15 protein-coding genes and 2 riboswitches are annotated in these 17,551 nt (G+C 48.0%); of the genes, 9 read left to right on the top strand and 6 right to left on the bottom strand.

What is annotated here, in order from left to right; genetic code table 11:
* Nucleotides 1-90 precede the first annotated feature (90 nt).
* The 5 genes from VN379_RS21855 (at nt 91) to VN379_RS21875 (ending at nt 7,333) form a co-directional block, all read left to right on the top strand.
* Complete coding sequence (locus VN379_RS21855) at nt 91-1,188, top strand: type II secretion system protein GspD (RefSeq protein WP_325537819.1); 1,098 nt, start codon at nt 91-93, stop codon at nt 1,186-1,188.
* Between the two features lie 33 nt (nt 1,189-1,221).
* Nucleotides 1,222-1,629: a hypothetical protein gene (locus VN379_RS21860; RefSeq protein ID WP_325537821.1), complete on the top strand. Its 408-nt coding sequence runs from the start codon at nt 1,222-1,224 to the stop codon at nt 1,627-1,629.
* Nucleotides 1,630-1,697: 68 nt separating this feature from the next.
* Complete coding sequence (locus VN379_RS21865; RefSeq protein ID WP_325537823.1) at nt 1,698-2,555, top strand: hypothetical protein; 858 nt, start codon at nt 1,698-1,700, stop codon at nt 2,553-2,555.
* Between the two features lie 37 nt (nt 2,556-2,592).
* A riboswitch (cobalamin riboswitch) is annotated at nt 2,593-2,774 on the top strand.
* A 165-nt stretch (nt 2,775-2,939) separates the two neighbouring features.
* Nucleotides 2,940-3,122, top strand: a riboswitch (cobalamin riboswitch).
* A 173-nt stretch (nt 3,123-3,295) separates the two neighbouring features.
* Nucleotides 3,296-5,845 (top strand): TonB-dependent receptor, encoded by a 2,550-nt coding sequence (locus VN379_RS21870; protein ID WP_325537843.1) that lies wholly within the window; start codon nt 3,296-3,298, stop codon nt 5,843-5,845.
* 135 nt (nt 5,846-5,980) lie between these two features.
* Nucleotides 5,981-7,333, top strand: a complete 1,353-nt coding sequence (locus tag VN379_RS21875) for a hypothetical protein (RefSeq protein WP_325537825.1) — start codon at nt 5,981-5,983, stop codon at nt 7,331-7,333.
* Nucleotides 7,334-7,499: 166 nt separating this feature from the next.
* Here VN379_RS21875 and VN379_RS25230 read toward each other — a convergent pair whose 3' ends face one another.
* On the bottom strand, nt 7,500-7,748 hold the full coding sequence (locus VN379_RS25230) for a CBO0543 family protein (protein ID WP_414715029.1): 249 nt from the start codon (nt 7,746-7,748) through the stop codon (nt 7,500-7,502).
* Between the two features lie 387 nt (nt 7,749-8,135).
* Here VN379_RS25230 and VN379_RS21880 point away from each other — a divergent pair, with 387 nt between their 5' ends.
* Both VN379_RS21880 and VN379_RS21885 read left to right on the top strand, forming a co-directional pair.
* Complete coding sequence (locus VN379_RS21880) at nt 8,136-8,378, top strand: hypothetical protein (RefSeq protein ID WP_325537845.1); 243 nt, start codon at nt 8,136-8,138, stop codon at nt 8,376-8,378.
* A 90-nt stretch (nt 8,379-8,468) separates the two neighbouring features.
* A complete protein-coding gene (locus VN379_RS21885) occupies nt 8,469-8,702 on the top strand; it encodes a hypothetical protein (protein ID WP_325537827.1) in 234 nt (77 codons plus the stop codon).
* Nucleotides 8,703-8,746: 44 nt separating this feature from the next.
* Here VN379_RS21885 and VN379_RS21890 read toward each other — a convergent pair whose 3' ends face one another.
* Both VN379_RS21890 and glgA read right to left on the bottom strand, forming a co-directional pair.
* Nucleotides 8,747-11,311, bottom strand: coding sequence for a glycogen/starch/alpha-glucan phosphorylase (locus tag VN379_RS21890; RefSeq protein ID WP_325537829.1), 2,565 nt, complete (start codon nt 11,309-11,311; stop codon nt 8,747-8,749).
* Entirely contained in the window at nt 11,301-12,845 is a 1,545-nt protein-coding gene (gene glgA / locus VN379_RS21895) for a glycogen synthase GlgA (RefSeq protein WP_325537831.1), read from the bottom strand. The genes VN379_RS21890 and glgA overlap by 11 nt, the downstream gene beginning before the upstream one ends.
* Before the next feature lie 169 nt (nt 12,846-13,014).
* Here glgA and VN379_RS21900 point away from each other — a divergent pair, with 169 nt between their 5' ends.
* Both VN379_RS21900 and VN379_RS21905 read left to right on the top strand, forming a co-directional pair.
* A complete protein-coding gene (locus VN379_RS21900; protein WP_325537833.1) occupies nt 13,015-13,782 on the top strand; it encodes a histidinol phosphate phosphatase in 768 nt (255 codons plus the stop codon).
* A gap of 4 nt (nt 13,783-13,786) precedes the next feature.
* A complete protein-coding gene (locus VN379_RS21905; protein WP_325537835.1) occupies nt 13,787-14,194 on the top strand; it encodes a VOC family protein in 408 nt (135 codons plus the stop codon).
* A gap of 177 nt (nt 14,195-14,371) precedes the next feature.
* Here the strand turns inward: VN379_RS21905 and VN379_RS21910 are convergent, their stop codons facing one another.
* From VN379_RS21910 to VN379_RS21920, 3 genes are all read right to left on the bottom strand, one after another.
* Nucleotides 14,372-14,938 (bottom strand): UbiX family flavin prenyltransferase, encoded by a 567-nt coding sequence (locus tag VN379_RS21910; protein ID WP_325537837.1) that lies wholly within the window; start codon nt 14,936-14,938, stop codon nt 14,372-14,374.
* Between the two features lie 198 nt (nt 14,939-15,136).
* Nucleotides 15,137-15,406: a hypothetical protein gene (locus tag VN379_RS21915; protein ID WP_325537839.1), complete on the bottom strand. Its 270-nt coding sequence runs from the start codon at nt 15,404-15,406 to the stop codon at nt 15,137-15,139.
* 187 nt (nt 15,407-15,593) lie between these two features.
* Nucleotides 15,594-17,462 (bottom strand): sigma 54-interacting transcriptional regulator, encoded by a 1,869-nt coding sequence (locus VN379_RS21920; RefSeq protein WP_325537841.1) that lies wholly within the window; start codon nt 17,460-17,462, stop codon nt 15,594-15,596.
* Nucleotides 17,463-17,551 lie beyond the last annotated feature (89 nt).

Raw genomic sequence — 17,551 nt, forward strand, 5'->3', positions numbered from 1 at the left:
CTTTACCCGGCACTAGGATATCTGATGCGGCAAGGTATGTATAATCAGATGCAAGGGGTCTGCCGAACAACTATACCTCAGTGAAAGACGGTGAATAGAGTGGCTCACTGCCGCTGGCGTTGTGCCTTTTCCTTAGGACTGGCCTTGCTGCTTGTCATGTTGCCCTGGCTTGTTCTGGCTTCTCCGGTAAGTGCTGAATCATTCCCGGAAAGTCCGGCTGATTTGCAGCCTGCTGTAAACAGCGAGTATCCGGTTGAAGCTGAGCCTGTCAGCCAGCCCGATGCCTACGGGCGGCCTTTGGTAGTGCAGCTGAACTACCTGAAAGTCGATCAGGCCAGACCCCTGATCAGTGCCCTTGTTCCCGAAGAACAGATCAAAACAGATCCGGTGCGTAATACCATGGTGATCATGGGCACCCCTGAGTTATATGAGCAGGTTAACTATTTGCTGGCCCAAATCGATACCCCGCCCCAGCAGGTGATGTTCGAGGTACAGGTGATTGAGATTAACCGTGATGACTTGTCAAATCTTGGCATCGACTGGGGGGCTTCAACCAAGCTGCCTGCACCCATCCTTTATGACGATTTGCCGTACCGGATCGGTACCGGGAAATACGGCGTAAATCTCCAGGGCGTTGTCAATCGGCTAATTGAGAATAAAAAAGGCCGGTTATTGGCAAGCCCGCGGATTGCGACCTTAGACGGGGTAGCAGCCAAAATTCTTATCGGGGACAAGCTGGCTGTTGAGAGTTCCCAGCCTACTACCGGCAGCATTGCCGTCATCTCTGTCATCTATGTGGAGGTTGGCATTAAACTGGAGGTAACCCCTATGGTAAACAAAGATGGCTTTATTACCACCCGTATTCAGCCGGAAGTAAGTAATAAGACAGACACTACCAAAAATGGCAATCCCAATATCCGGACCCGCCAGGCTGATGCAACCCTAAGGGTGAAGAGTGGTGTAACCATTGTGTTAGGCGGCCTGATACAGCGCCAGGAGACCAATGATACCTTCAAAGTTCCTATATTAGGATACCTGCCGCTGGTAAAGGGTCTGTTTCACTCAACCACTAAGCAAATCACGGAGACCGAACTGGTTATTATGCTGACGCCGAAAATAATAGATAATGATCTTTTATCGATATCTGAACAAGACCATCTCCCGGTTATTCCCGGGATAAAAAAATAGTAAGTATATGTGGACCTGGGAGGGATAACTAGCATGAGTATACTATTGCGGGCGATCAGTCTGTCCTTGTTAGTACTGGTTTTAAACCTACCCATAGCTCAGAACGGTTTTTCTGCCACGGCAACTCAACCTGTTTCCGGCGTTATATTAATGCCGCCGCTGGTTCAGCAATTTGGTCATGTCACGCTCATAAATTGTTATGCACTTTCCAATAGTTGCTATGCGGTGGTTGAACTCCGTGATCCCCCCGGCAAAACGATTGTGGTCAGATCATCTGAACAAAGGCTGCAAAGCCTGTTGGAAACCGCTTTGGCAACAGGTAATCTTATCGCCTTTGTGGGACAGACCGTTTTTGTCCAGTCACCTCCCCGGGGTGGTACCTGGAATATGGAGGTTTATTCGATTGACGAGGTAACATTATATAACAAAAAGAACCTGTAACAACACCGCCGGTCTCTGCAATAATTGCAGTTGTACTGCTTATTTGCATCCTTGATTAGGAGAATATAATGAACAAGAACAGATACATCATAATACTGTTGGTGTTGTTTTGGTTAGGGGGACAGCCGGTTCCAGCCGCACCTGCACCGGATATAGTCACCCAGTGGTCACCGGTCATCTGTCAATTAGATAAGAGTGATGGTCTCTCCGCACCGCAGAATATATTTACTCTGGTTAATTATGACCGCGACTGGCGGCTCAATAATAACTGGTATAATCTATTGTTTTATCCGCTTGAACGGGCCATGTATTATTCTGTGGTGGAAAGTGACAGCCATTATTATATTAGTTACTATCAATACTATCCGCGACATATTGGCGGTGGTGACCATGAGCATGACCTGACAGGGGTTCTGCTGGCTGTAAGTAAAACGCCGGACAAATCAGGCCGGCTTGATATGTTAGTGACATACAGTAATAATAAATGGCAGAGATGGGATGGATCCCGGGTACGCCTGGTGGGCAGGCATCCCGTATTGAACATCAGGGCCGCAAGCCACGAGATTGCCGCTGCCGGCAGGAGCAACCGGGCTCTGACGTCCTCTGCAATGTATCAGATAGCGGCAAGTGGCAACCCGACAGGATTGGACAATACTAAGGCTCTGCAGAAGGGAGCAAATGCCGGGTATAGACTGATTTCTTTAGATCAGCTATGGGATCGCCGCCAGGATATCGGTCAAAGCCGTGTATTTGCCCGCTGGGGATCTTTTGACAGCTATAATGCAGTTAAGGTCACCGCACCATGGGTATGGGAGTATCGTCAATTAAACTGGCTGACCAGACCAGGTGAACTAATTCAGTATTTCCAGGGACGAACTGTAAGAGAATGTAATTATCTGAGCAATCCTTATCAACCCGGAATGTAAAGACTAAGTCTGTTGTTTTTAGTGAAATAGTTACAATAATATATTGCCAGGTATAGGTGCCCTTCGGGGCTTAATAGGGAAGTTCGGTGTAAAACCGGCGCGGTCCCGCCACTGTAATGAGGAGCAACCCCATAGGATGCCACTGGGACAACCGTCCTGGGAAGGTTTGGGGAAGCGATGATCCAAAGTCAGGAGAACTGCCTATACAACGATCACCAGTGACCTGCGAGCGATGGGTAGGGGATTATTTGGGCAGTCTGTTCCATAGGTTTATTCCAGGATATATTTACTGAGAATAGCTATGTACAATGGATTTCTCATATAGTCAACACTCCATGCAAATTGAGAGGTTGACTCTATGAGAAATCCATTTTTTTATTTGGTAAAACAGCTGCCAGTACAGGTGCCCTGCAGAGGGTTTAATAGAGAAGTCCGGTTGAAGGCCGGCGCGGTCCCGCCACTGTAACACGGAGTCGGCCCTGAGATGTCACTGGAAGGAAACCTTCCGGGAAGGCCGGGCTGATGATGAACTGGAGTCAGGAGAACTGCCTGTAAGGACAATCCTCGCTGACCCTGCGAGCGACAGGGAGAGGAATGGATAATTACTTACGAGGGGAGGACAAAGGCAAGTAGGGTTAATTGAGCTATTATTCTTCAGCAATTTCGGTAAAGTTTTAAAGACAGTAAGAGGAGAGATTTTTGCAGTGAAACAACGCAGATTAACAAAAAAAGCCCTGGCGATGGGGATCGCCTGTACCCTGGCCTTCAGCCTAACGCCTGATTACAGCGGCCTGGCCTATGCGGCAGAGCCCGGCAGCGAGCAGTCACAGGAAACAAAGGAAACTGTGAAGGCAGACGCCGGACCGGCGCAGGACTATGCCCTGGAGGCTGTAACAGTCGAGGCCAAACGCCCCGACTGGGAGTCCAAGCTGTCACCAGGTACGGTGACCATTATCCGGCCTGATGATTACAAAGGCGAGCAGAAGACGCTGTCGGAGCTGCTCAAAGACGTGCCTGGCGTCCATGTCCGTTATGTGTCCGGCAAGGGTCAGTATACCACCGTCACCGTCCGGGGCAGCACGGCGGCCCAGGTGGGCGTATTCGTGGACGGCGTGCTTTCTAATCTGGGCGGCGATGCGGCCGTGGATATATCGACTATCCCTGTGCATAACGTAGAACGGATTGAAGTTTACCGAGGTTATATCCCGGCCCGGTTCGGCGGCACCTATATGGGCGGCGTCATCAACATCGTCACCAAGAAGCCGGACAAGGCTAACATTTCAGCCTCGGTCGGCCAAAGTTCCTGGGGTGGATATACCGTCGGTCTGGAGATCACCCAGCCGCTGGGTGACGGCAGCCTGATGATCGGCGTGAACCACGATCAGAGCGACGGCGATTTCCGGTATAAGAATCCTGGCGTCAAAGCGGGGTATGACCAGATAGTACAGCAGTATGAGCAGCTGTCGATTACAATGCTTCAGAACTATAATTCGAAACTGGATATGTTGCAAAATAGCCAGTATGGTTTAGGTCTAAATTTAGGGTGGGTGCCTTTTACGTCATTAGAGGAGGTTCAACAAGCAACTACAGCAGGTAGTCCATTTTACAACGCACTTATGAATGCAGGCACAGCTGCAGGCTATGATGCAGAGACTCTTAATTATCTGCTTTCTGCTGATGATTGGTTTGGTAATGATCCTGATTTTAAACAAAAGTGGTGGGATGAACAAAAGGCCGCACACCCGGAACTGGCGGATGACATACGTTACCGCCGCAATAACGATTACAAAAATACCGACGCCATTATTAAGTGGCAGGATGAACACTGGCTGGTCAAGGGCAGCTGGAAAAAAATCGACCGGGGCATGCCGCAAAAGATGTTTCTTACCGGGGATATTTCAGATCCTACGTACTCCCTTATTGACCTGCCCGGCCAGGTCGAACATAAGAGACAGGAACTAACCACCAAGGATGTGCTGGTGGGCCGGCGGGATACGGACGGCAACCTGGAATGGGGCTGGCAGGTCAATTATTTGGACCAGGATAAGCGTTACCGCAACCCGGACTATCTGAAATTTCATTCCATGCCGGCAGTATTTAGCGAATGGAGCGCCTACGATTCCCGGCGGCTTGGCGGAGCCATTGACGGCACTTATAAAGCCAGCGACAAGCACCTGATCGAATTTCTGACCAACTGGTCCAAAGAGAAAATGGATGTTGACGGCAGCCGGATGGACAAATATGACTTTGAACCTAGTCTTACCAATCGCGAGCGGTTTCGATCGTATTATGAACATACGCTGTTCAATCTCCAATTGCAGGATACCATTACCCTCAACCAGGCGGCCGACCTCTGGCTGACTCCCAGTATTCGCTACAATTATTCCAAAGTTATGGGCAGGGCGCTGGGAAAATCTGACTTAAATAAATGGGTCGATCAGGAGGATTCCCAGGTCAATGATAAGGTCACCTGGCAGGTGGCGCTGAAAAAGCAGGTGGACGATCATCTAACCCTGCGTTCCACCTATGGCACCTACTACCGGCTGCTCAACCTGTATGAGATTGCCGGCGACGGCGGCGGCATTCTGCCCCGGCCTAATGCTTATAACGACCCCAAGTACGCTGGTCAAAGCATATTCCCGGTACCCGAGGAAGGCACCCAGTGGGACTTGTCGGCCATCTGGGACGGAAAACTGCTGGGCGCCGACTCCTCCAAGGTGCAACTGACCTATTTCGGTCGCGATTCGAAAAATATACTCCAGCTCTACCGCTTCGGCTATAATTATTGGTCTTATACCAATGCGCACAAGGGGCGGGTCAACGGTGCGGAATTGCAGGGCAATTTCAACTGGGACAAATGGGATATGAATCTGGCAGGTACCTATATGCGTATCAAGCAGTGGACTAAGAACGATTCGCCCACCGGCACCGGAGATGTATATTACCGGATGCCGCATCTCTACGCCCCGGACTGGGAAGGCTCGGTGCGTCTGACCTACCGCCCGGACAACCGGCTGGCTTTTTTCAGTGAAGTAAAATATATTGATGAGATGTATTGCTGGCAGGAAGATCCGGAGAAGGTCCAAAGCTCCCTGACCACCGTCGGCCTGGGGGCCAAATATAAAATTGATAAAGATTGCCAAATCATTGCCGGAGTCAACGACCTCTTTGATAAAGGGCCGGAGATGACGTTTACCAGTATAACCGGTGACGGCAGTGCGCAAAACAAGCTGATAGAATATCCCCTGCAGGGTCGTACTTATTATGTAACTCTGCAGTACAAGTATTAATTCTGTTCAGTAAAGGAGGTGATGCCCGCGTGCCGGCAAGTCCAGTCTTGACGGAAGGGAGATGGTGAGTGGCAATAAGTGGCAGTACCCCGGATTCCAGGCGAATAAAATCGAAAGAAAAGAGGGATTGAACCAATGAGACTGAAATCAGGTTTTTTAAAACGGATACTCTTAACAGCCATGACGCTGTCCATTATCGGCAGCTCGGCCGTACAGGCCGCCCCGGAAAATTTATTTGGGTACACGGTTGTCGATTCCGGTTATTCTCAAGGATCGGCAGGCGCCGTTAATGGTGAGCGAACCGGGGACCCGACTACATTTACTGCCGTCAACAATAAGGTTCCCGGCTTAAACAGTGACCCGGCGCTTTTTAATTTTTTCCAGGGTAACGAAAGCCGTCTGGTGCTGCGCCAGTATAATTATACGACTACAGCGCCGGCAAATAAAATTATTGACCCGTTTGCATCTACCTGGACTCCACTTGTATCGCCAACCTGGAGTAATGTAGCCAACCTGCATGCGGTAGCTACCAAAAACCAATGGCTGTATGCCACCGGGTATGACCTGGCAAAAATTGCTGTTGTAAATATGAATAGCAGCTATACGCAAACAGCACACAACTATCAATTCCCGACATCATGGCCGAGCATTTCTGTACCTGCCGGTGCTGCGGTTCATGGAGAAGGCTTAACTGTTGTTGATAACAATTTATATGCCCTATTTACCATTAATCCGGATGGTGGCTATTCAGTATATTCGAACAGTATTGTTGTCAAATTTACAATTAATACAATTACTGGTGCGCTTACTTATGTCAACCATTTAGAAGTCGGTAAAAATGCCTTCACTCTAGACCATTATAACAATAAGCTCTATGTCTGCGCTCTTGGCGGCATGCAGAATGCAGGCAGCGCCAATGCTGACACCCGTATGGATGTCATTGATCTGTCTACCTTTACCAAGACTTCTGTCTCGAAGACTGGGGCAATGACTGGTGATTTCCGCGATATTACTATCGTGGATGCCAACACTGCCTATGTTTTCCTTGGCAACTATGACGCATCATTTGCCAATATGGTCGGCGGCGTTTACCGCACCACCGTAGCCAATCTCACTTCCCCTTCACTCTGGACCAATGTCAGTTCTGTAAACTCTGCCGGTTATCTCTGGGGGATCTATGCTGATGCCAACCGTTTCTGGTTTGTTAAAGGCAATCAGATTGATATCTTCCCTGGTTTGCCTACCAGCACTGCTGATGTTGCTACCAAATCCTTCACCGCAAGCCAACTGGGTTATACCGGCGGCAACCTGAACTCGGCTATCATTATTGCCCCTGATCAGACTTCAACTGCCGGTGTAGCGCTCAGATCCGGCGTTGCCAAGTCCTTTGCCTCCCAGTCTGTTCTTGCACAACAAGCCCGTAAGGCTGCTGAACAGCTAAAAGGTCTAAAAACTATCAACGGTCAAAGAATCCTTAGCTTTAATTAATCCTACCCCCTGGCTGCAACAGCCAGGATAAGCAGGAAACAAGAGACCAAGAGACCTGGACAGGATTGTGTCCAGGACCCTTGGTCTCTTGCATTAGCCATGGCCAGACGGGGGGACGGTGGTTGTGTCTTGTTATTAATAGTAAGAAGTTATCAGGACCTTAATCTCAGGGCTGTTTTGGCGTGTCGGGGATGCTGAAAAACCATTTGACATAAGCGCGGGACATACGGAAGGTCAGAAATAACGTAATCCAGGTCCAGTACCATGTCCACTGGTTATAGCGAATCAACTCGGTGTATCTTTCAAGCAGAACCTCAAGTATAGTGATTGGCGTACAAAAGGCAGCAGTATATAAGCACTGATAAAAATAGCTCTGATATTCCGGGTAATACAGGTTGAAAAATGTGCAAGCCAAAGATCCAGGTTACCATCTGCTTAAAGAGGAAGGCCACCTGCGCCTTCCTCAGGCTATGTCTGTCCCGCGGAATCCATCGCCACAAGGCCAGTATTGTAACCACCCAGGCTGTACCAACGATAATGCGATCAATAGTTACTGTCATAGTAAAATAAGCCTTTTGAATTTTTCATTAGCGTTTCCGTGAAATAGTTCTTATATACCAGTCATTAACAGACATGATTGTAATGTAGACAGGCCACAATAAATAATATATTGACGCAATGGAATTGATCATTAGCGCTGGGTATTAAAATTTTTTACAGCAATTTTACCTGCAGTTAACACTTATATTCCACAGGCCGGTATATAATAAGGACAACTAGGAAAGAAAGGCCTGTGAAAACTATGGCGATTTGGCAAGTTCACCTGGACACCAGAGAAGCTGAGCAACATCGGAAATGGTTAAAACGTAGAGGCTTTATTTCAGCAAATTATTTTTCTTCTAATGGTTTTTCGTTGGCTAAGATGAGACAGATGGCTAAAGACGGCAAGCTTCATGCCATACAGTGTACTTTTGGCAGCTCTGTGCGCTGGTATTACATGGAGAGCCAGGCTGAGCTGGCCCGGATAAAAGGAGAACTTTCATAATTCTTACAGATTTAACTATTATTTATCAATTTGTGTGTTACAATAATAGTGTAAGACAGTAAAATAAACAGTGACGAGGAGTGTAATATTATGTGTGATGAAGAAGAGCTAGAAATGACTGATGAAATCCCGGTGTTATTTACTGACGATGTTGAGCTCCTTGGCGACCGTTTGATGGACATTATTATCGCAATGGGCTTGCCGGAAGAGCAGACCAATGCAGTTTTGAGATTGATTAATGATGCTGTGGAAGACCACCATCAAAACATTCTCGATACTTTCGAGGATACAATTGAGATCGATGAAGAAGCAGAGAACGAATAGTTTATTCTTTAAAAGCCGCGAATCTCGCGGCTTTTTTACTAATTCTACAACAATAATTCAACAGACCCGGTGTGTTGGTCCGGCGGCACCAACTGCTCATAATCCTCCAACTGGCCTTGGTTCCAGAAGGGAATAGGCTCAACCTGCTGCCAGATGCCTGTGGCATATTCCAGGAAGGTGCGGTCACTGGAAAACCAGCCTGAGTAAGCAATATTCATCAGGCACATCCTCTGCCAGCGCTGGTTATCCCGGTAGGTAGCTGCCAGCCGGTTCTGGGCGTCAATATAGGCAGCAAAGTCTTTTAGTAGAAAGTATTCGTCCCCATGATATAGCAATGCGTCATAATGGGTCCGGAATTCATCAGGCCCTACCGGGAAAAAACCATTTATAAGCTGATCGGTTACCGTTTTGATCCTGGGGTCGCTGTGATACAGATCCCAGGGGTTATAACCGCCATCACGGTAATAGGCCAGGACTTCGTCGGCTGAGAGGCCAAAGGCAAAGATGTTATCCGCACCGGCTGCATTGCGGATCTCGATGTTGGCACCATCAAGGGTTCCGATCGTAACAGCGCCATTCATCATAAACTTCATATTGCCGGTTCCTGAGGCTTCACGACTGGCAGTCGAGATTTGCTCACTGACATCTGAGGCCGGAATAATGAGTTCAGCATGCGAAACATTATAGTTTTCGAGAAAGACAACCTTAAGACGGTCACTGATTGATTTATCGTTGTTTATTTTGTCAGCCAGGGTATTGATCAGTTTAATGGTCTTTTTTGCTTTATAGTAGCCTGGGGCCGCCTTGCCGGCAAAGATAAAGGTTCGGGGCGCAATATCCAGTGTGGGGTTTTCCCTCAGGCGGTTATAGAGATCCATAATATGCAGGATGTTGAGGCATTGGCGTTTGTAAGCGTGGATGCGCTTGATATGCGAGTCAAAAATCGAGTTGATATCAACAACAATATTATTGTTGGCTTTAATATATTTCGCTAATTGGAGCTTGTTGTGTGTTTTGACACGAGACAGCTTCTCCAACAAGCCGGGGTCATGGGCAAACTGGGCCAGTTTCGCCAAAGTACCAGGGGATTCTATCCAGTCGGCGCCAATTGCGTCGCTAATCAGATCAGCCAGCCGGGGATTGGCGGTTAACAGCCAGCGGCGGTGGGTAATGCCATTTGTGACATTGGTAAACTTGTCTGGTGTGTAGGTGTAGAAATTGCTCATCACTGATTTCTTAAGAATCTCGGTGTGAATTCTGGCCACACCATTCACTGAGTGGCTGCCGGCAATAGCCAGATGGGCCATATGGACCTGTCCATCGGCAATAATCGACATACTGCGGATGCGATCCCAGTCGCTGGGGTATTTACCCCAGAGGGCGCGGCAGGTGCGTTCATTAATCTCGTGAATAATCATGTAGATACGCGGCAACAACTGTTCGAGCATGGCGGCGGGCCATTTTTCCAGGGCCTCAGGCAGAATAGTGTGATTGGTATAGGACAGGGTGGCTACGGTGATATTCCAGGCTTCATCCCAGCCCAGCCCGTATTCATCTAGCAGGATGCGCATCAGTTCAGGCACCGCCAGCGACGGGTGGGTATCATTGATATGAATGGCAACCTTAGCCGGCAGCTCGCTGATGGCGTCGTGGTGCAGACTAAATCTGCGCATAATACTTTGCAGGCTGGCCGACACTAAAAAATACTGTTGTTTGAGACGTAAGCGCTTGCCTGCCTCATACGTATCATCCGGATAGAGCAGGTCGGTGAGAGATTCGACACCGTGCTTGTAGTCAATGACATTATTGCAGTCTGCGCCGTGCCGGCTGCAGGTGTGACCGGAAATGTCAATCTCAGCGCTCCAGAGCCGCAGGGTATTGATAATTTGGTTTTGATAGCCAACAATCGGTACATCATACGGGACCGCAATGATCTGCTCATAGTTTTCATGAATGAACCGGGTCTTGCCATTGGTTTGTACCCTGATAGTACCCCCGTACCGTACAGCCAGCTTTTCGTCCGGACGGCGGTACTCCCAGACATAAGCACGGTCTTTCAGCCAGTTGTCTGGGTATTCGTGCTGATAGCCGTCAATGATTCTTTGCTCAAACAGGCCATACCGGTACCGCAGGCCACAACCATGGCCGGCAAGACCCAGTGCGGCCATGGAATCAAGATAACAGGCAGCCAGGCGGCCTAAGCCGCCATTGCCCAGGCCGGCGTCCTCTTCTTTGCGCAATAATGTGTCGATTTCAATACCTAGCTGTGATAACGCTTCAGCACAGGTAGCCCTGATGCCCAGATTGACAAGGTTGTTTTCCAGCAGCCGGCCCAGCAGAAATTCAATGGAGAGGTAATAGACCTGTTTGAGGTCAGTGTTAGCTTGTTGCTGCTCTGTTGCAATCAGATTTTTACTGATCATCTCTTTGGTGAGCAGAGCCAGGGTTTCGAACTTTTCCCAATCAGACGAGCTGCTAAGTGATTTGCCACAGGTAGCCTCGAGTTTAGCGGCAAAGGCAGCTTTAAAATCAGCAACCGTTACATTCGCCGGCTTAACATTATGTGCCGGACAATGAGCGGAGGAGTACAGGTTGTTATTAGTGAGCATAAGGGGCCTCCCTTACAGGAATTAATGGGTCAATGCTATGCGGGTTGGCATGGCGGGGCTTTGCTTCCGGCTGGGAAGTAGCCTCTTTGTAGATGTATTCTTCGACATAGAGTTTATGGTATAATTTGCGGTATTTGCCTGCAGATATGTGCCAGCTGTTATCGGCCCGCATTACACGGTTGGTCAGTTTATTCCAGACCTCTTTGTTATGGTAAAAGTGAATGGCCCGCCTGACTGTGTACAAAAAGTCATGAGCGTTGTAATTGGCAAAGCTGAAACCGTTGCCCTCGCCGGTATCCTCGTTATAGGAGCGGACGGTATCGTTGAGACCGCCTGTCTCCCGGACTACAGGCAGGCAGCCGTATCGCATGGCGATAAGCTGGGCAATGCCGCAGGGTTCATAGCGGGACGGCATCAAGAATAAATCGGCAGCAGCATATACCTTGCGGGTCATATCCTCACTATAGGGAATGATGGCTGCCAGCCGGTCATTGTGCAGCCACGCCGCCTGCCAGAGTAACCGGTGATAGTGCTCCTCACCCTGACCTACAATGACTATTTGTGCACCGGTGTCAAGAAGCTCATCGATTACCCGCAGCACTAAATCAATGCCTTTAGCCTCAACCAGCCTGCAGTTCATGGCCAAAAGCGGCCTGTCAGGGCCTACTGCCAGTCCCAGCATTCTTTGCAGCTCAACCTTATTTTTGATCTTGCGTTCTCTGGTCTGCCAGTCATAGTTGACAAACACACTAGGGTCGGTTGCAGGGTTATAGGTTGTGTAATCAATGCCGTTGATAATCCCTGATAAGTCTGAAGCACGGCTGGACAGTACCCCCTCCAGCTTTTCACCAAAATAGGAATTCTGAATCTCCTGGGCGTAGGTAGGGCTGACAGTATTGATTAAGTCCGAGAAGATAAGGCCGCCTTTTAAAAAATTGACTTTATCGTAAAACTCAAGGCCGTTTGCTGTGAAATACTCCCAGCCCAGGTCCAGCAGATTAATCATGATATCCTTGGGGAACACGCCCTGATATTTAAGGTTGTGAATGGTTAACAGTGTCCTGATTTTTTCATAAAAAGGGTCAGACTGATAGTGGGCAGTTAAGAATACGCTGACCATACTGCTGTGCCAGTCATGACAGTGCAGGATATGGGGCTGAAAACCCATGTGCGGCAGGGCCTCCAGTACAGCCCGGCTAAAGAAGGCGTAGCGTTCGGCATCATCATAATGTCCGTAAATTCCGGACCGTTTAAAATAATATTCGTTATCGATAAAATAATAGGGAATGCCGTCATATTCAAGTTCTTCGAGGCCGCAAGGCTGCAAACGCCAGGAGAGGGGTACGTGAAAGGATGCTTTGACAGTCATATTGTTTCTGAATCTCTCAGCAATTGCACCATATTTAGGAATGATAACCCGGGCGTCGATACCCTGCAGTCTGAGTTCCTTCGGCAGGGATGCAACCACATTGCCAAGGCCCCCGGTTTTGATAAATGGGGCAGCCTCACCAGCTACAAACAGTACTTTGATCATTCGTGTAAATCACAGTTCCTTTCTTGCTGCATTCTGCTCCTAAGGTTAAAGTATAGCCGATTAGTCAGTGAATAATTCCTTGAACCAATATTTGAAGTTTGGGTATTTTTATATTAGAATGGTATATAGATACATATAACAGCTTTTGGTTATTTAGGAGGCAATTTTCGTGTTATTTGACACTCATATCCATACCCGTTATTCGGATGACTCTGAGATGGCTATTGAAACGGCTATGAGTCGTGCGGCCGAGTTAGAACTGGGTATCACAATTACCGAGCATGTTGATCTGGCACACCCGGAGCCTGACGTTGCTTTGGATGTTGAACAATATTTACAGGACTACACAAAGTACCGGAGCGATAAGGTGCTTTTAGGCATAGAGGTGGGAATGCGGACCGAGTGCCTGGAGGACAATCGCGATATTATCAATAAATACCGGTTTGATTATGTGATTGGCTCTATCCATTTTGTTGATAATATTGAGATCTATCAGGAGCAATTTTACCGTTGCCGCACTAAAGCAGATGCGTACAGTCGCTATTTTGAAACAATGCTGGATTGTCTGAAGGTTTACGATTTTGTCGACAGTCTGGGACATATCGATTATATAGCCAGGTATGCCCGCTTTGAGGATCCGGAGATTTACTATCATGAATTCAGTGATTGGATTGACGAAATACTAAAAATTGCTGTTCATAACGGGCAGGCGATGGAGATTAATACCCGGCGCCTGATTAGCCCGGAAGTGGTGGCCAGACTGCTTCCCATTTATAAGCGGTTTTATGAATTGGGCGGACGGATGGTCACCCTTGGATCTGATGCCCATAAGCCGGAGAACATTGGGAACAGGCTGGACGTGGCCCAGGCTATGGCGGAGGCCTGTAAGCTGAAAGTGGTCTATTTTAAGCAGCGCAAACCTGAGTGGGGGAGGTAGCTTTATGAAGATAAAACGGGTTGATACAACAATTAGTACTGACAGATTGAGTGAATCCAAAGAGTTTTATATCAAGCACTTTAATTTCAAACTGGTGTATGAGAGTGACTGGTATATTGAGCTCATTGCTCCCGGTCTGCCGGTTGGCATTAGCTTTACCAAGCCGCAGCGTGATGCCGGTGAGTTTTTTAATGGTTCGGGAATTATTATTTCCTTTGAAGTGGACGATGTTGATGCTGAATACCTGCGGCTGAAAGAGGCTGGCGTTGAGATTTGCCAGGATCTTGTGGATAAACCCTGGGGAGAACGCAGTTTTGTAGCCAATGACCCGAACGGTGCGCATGTGTATATCTATTCATCCATTCCACTAACACCTGAGTATCAAGTGCTTTACGACTCGTTTAAAAGTTAAATACCCAATGGGTTGCTAAATAATTAATTAAGTAGACCGTACCACTGTATGTGGTACGGTCTGTTTTTGCGTAAGCGAATACCACATGCTGTGCATATGGTTCCAAAAAGCTTATTGCCTTAAGGGTTAAAGTAGCCAGTGCGGGGCGGGATGAATTCCTGTTGCGTTTATTTTTCGTTAAAATTTGATTGAATTCTTTTCCCCCCAGCGTTTAAGCATGTTATGTTCAATATCCAGCAGGTCTAAGATCCGGCCGGTATGATGGGTTACAATATCATCAATACTGGCTGGTCTATGGTAGAAACTTGGCATATAGGGCATAATGGTGGCTCCTTTATAGGCCATAGCCAGCATGATCTTCAAATGTTCCGGGAGCAGGATGGGCTCGCTTGTGACCATTATCAGTTTTTTCTTAATTTGCAGTATGTTGCTGGCAGTTTTTTGCAGGATATTCAGGGGTAATTCATGAACAATTGAAGCAATAGAAGATACGCTGCAGGGAACGACAATCATAGCGTCCGCATCCTGCTCCCTAACAGGTAAAGCTTCGGCATCATCAAAACAAAAGTGATGTACTAACTTCTTAAGCCGGGTTAATGAGCAGTCTGTTTCCTGTTCCAGGGTTGCTTCAGCCTCGCGGCTCATTATTAAGCAGGTCTGCGCATTAAGGTTATGAAAGGTTTCCAAAAGGCGTAACGCATAAATCATTCCTGTAGCATCGGTTATTCCAACAATAGGTTTCATACTGCCCTCCGCAGCCAATATTCTAAATTCGTAAGACTGAATTGATTATACCAGATGAGCGGGAGTGTGGAAAAGATTATTACCAACAGAAGGTATAAACTGCTTAATGCTGAACAAGAAAAAGGAAGGCGCTGATTGCTGCACTGTTGTCACCAATCGCGTCTTCCTTTTTACATTTTAATGGTGCAAGCTTGCCGATTAACAAAATAAGGTATGAGTGGTATATATCAATGCTAAAGACGGTGTGCCACTCTTGATATAGTTGATAAGCTTGCTAAGTTTTCCGGTATCCAGGCTGTCAGCAATATTTGTTGAGTCGTCGAGCTGCGGATTCAATAGCTGTTGGGCCTCTTCAGCCTTTGATTCCGCTCTACCCATAAACAGGTTATGGATTGTACTAAATAATTCGAAACCAGGAGTTCGCTGCGGGACAGAAGCTGCCGGGTTGGAGAAAGGTTTTTCTTGCATAAATGACACCTCTTTGTATTAGTTTGGATTACGGTAGGTTTCATTTTATAGGGTCTGCTGTAATGCTGACTTTATACCTTTACATTGCAAGTTTTGTGCCAAAGATAGAGTAGCAGAATACTGGCAATTTTTCTTAAAAAGAACCAGTGGTTGTTTCGTTATGAAACAACCACTGGTTCTTTTTGAATCATTCATCCAGTTCCCGCAGTTTACGCCAGAGGGTCGAGCGGCCAATACCCAGCATTTTGGCTGCTTGTTGTTTATTGCCGCCTGTCTTCTCCAGGGCTTCACGAATCGCCGCTGCTTCAAAATTCTTCAAATTATCTGCAGGTGCAGGGTCGCTTGCCGGCAGGAGATCCTTCAGGCAGGACCAGACCTCCTGCCTGGTTATAATCGGCGAGACTGCCAGTACAACCAGCCTTTCAATCATGTTGTGCAGTTCACGAATATTACCTGGCCAGTCGTATTGCATCAGCAGATTTATTCCATCAGGCTCGATATACTTGACAGAGGTCTGAAATTTTTGATTGAAATTGGCAATAAAGGAGCGGACAAATAATGAAATATCAGTCTTCCGTGCTCTGAGGGGCGGGATACTTACTGTTAACACCGCCAACCGGTAGTATAAATCATTCCTGAACCTTTGCTCGGCCATCATGGTCCGCAGGTTACGGTTTGTGGCGGCAATAACCCTGATATCAACAGGGATTACGCGATCATCACCGACCCGGTATACCTGGTGCTCTTGTAGTACTCGCAGCAACCTGGTTTGCAGCGAGTCTGACATCTCCCCAATCTCATCCAAAAAAATAGTTCCCTTATGTGCTTGCTCAAATAACCCGATTTTACCGCCTTTCTTGGCACCGGTAAAGGCCCCCTCAACATGTCCGAACAGTTCGCTCTCCAGAATCGTTTCCGGAATAGCGGCACAGTTGACAGCGACAAACGGTCCGCTCCGGCGGGGGCTGGCCTGGTGAATGGCCTGGGCAAAGTACTCTTTGCCTGAGCCTGTTTCTCCCAGGATGAGTACCGTACTGTCATAACCGGCAAAGCGTTTGGTTTCCTCAATAACCTTTTGCATCGCAGGTGAGCGGGTTTCGATGTCGAGAAAAGAGGCCCGGGCTACCCGCCCGCGTAAGGACAATTCCTGCCGTGTTTTTTGTTCTAACTCCTGCAGTTGGTCAATAAGCTGAAAGGTAGCCACCGCGCCGGCTACCTCGCCGCTGACGACAACAGGCTGAAAGCTGACTGCAATATCAAGGTTACGGCCGATGCGTTCAACAACCCCGATCTGGCGCTCCCGGGTAATCATACACTCCCATAATCTCTGAATAAAAGAGCTTTCGGCTGCGGCCCAGCCGTCCTTGGCAAGGTTAAATAAGCGGGCAGCCTCCATATTCATGGCTGTGACTGCACCTGTGTGGTCGATGGCCAGCACGCCATAATTAATCGAGTTAATAATCGTTTCAAGCTGACGGGCAGCCTGTTCCTCCAGCCGCTGATTAGACAGTCGCTGCATGGCCAGGCTAATCGCCTGCTCCAGCCCCTCCCGGCCTGAGGCCAGGGTTACGCCTGTTAAGCCATATTGCTCGGCTGTTTCAACAACCGCCCGGCTGCCGATGATTGTTGTTGCCCCGAGATTTCTGGCGTTTAATATAGCTGTATCAATATCAGCGCCATCTTCTAAGTGTACGCGCATGCTTGCAGGCAATTCCAGGATTTCTTCAATGCTGGCAAAGCCATCGCCTACCTGCTTATCAGCCGCTAAAGCCAGCTGTCCGCCTTGCTTGTCGGCCACAAGCCTGGACCGGAGAATATCGTAACCGGTATAGGGTATCTCAATAATCGGAACATTGGGTATTGCATTTAGAATCATATGAAAGGTCATGCCCCTGGTGATAAGTACTTTGGCACCGGCACTAACTGCCGCTTTGGCCGCAGTTACCCCTTCATCCAGACGGGCAAAAATAAAGGAGATTTGTCTGCTCTGCAAGCCCAGTTTTTCAGCTAACTCCACAATCTCACGGTCAGGGGCGATTAGGACAATCTCTGACAATCGGGTTCACCTTCTTACTAACGGCATCGCCGGATTAAGAATAATATAAAAAATCAATATCTAAATCTTCGGGGGTTATGAGAAATATC

It is taken from the genome of Sporomusa sp., assembly GCF_035561255.1.
Taxonomy (GTDB): domain Bacteria; phylum Bacillota; class Negativicutes; order Sporomusales; family Sporomusaceae; genus Sporomusa.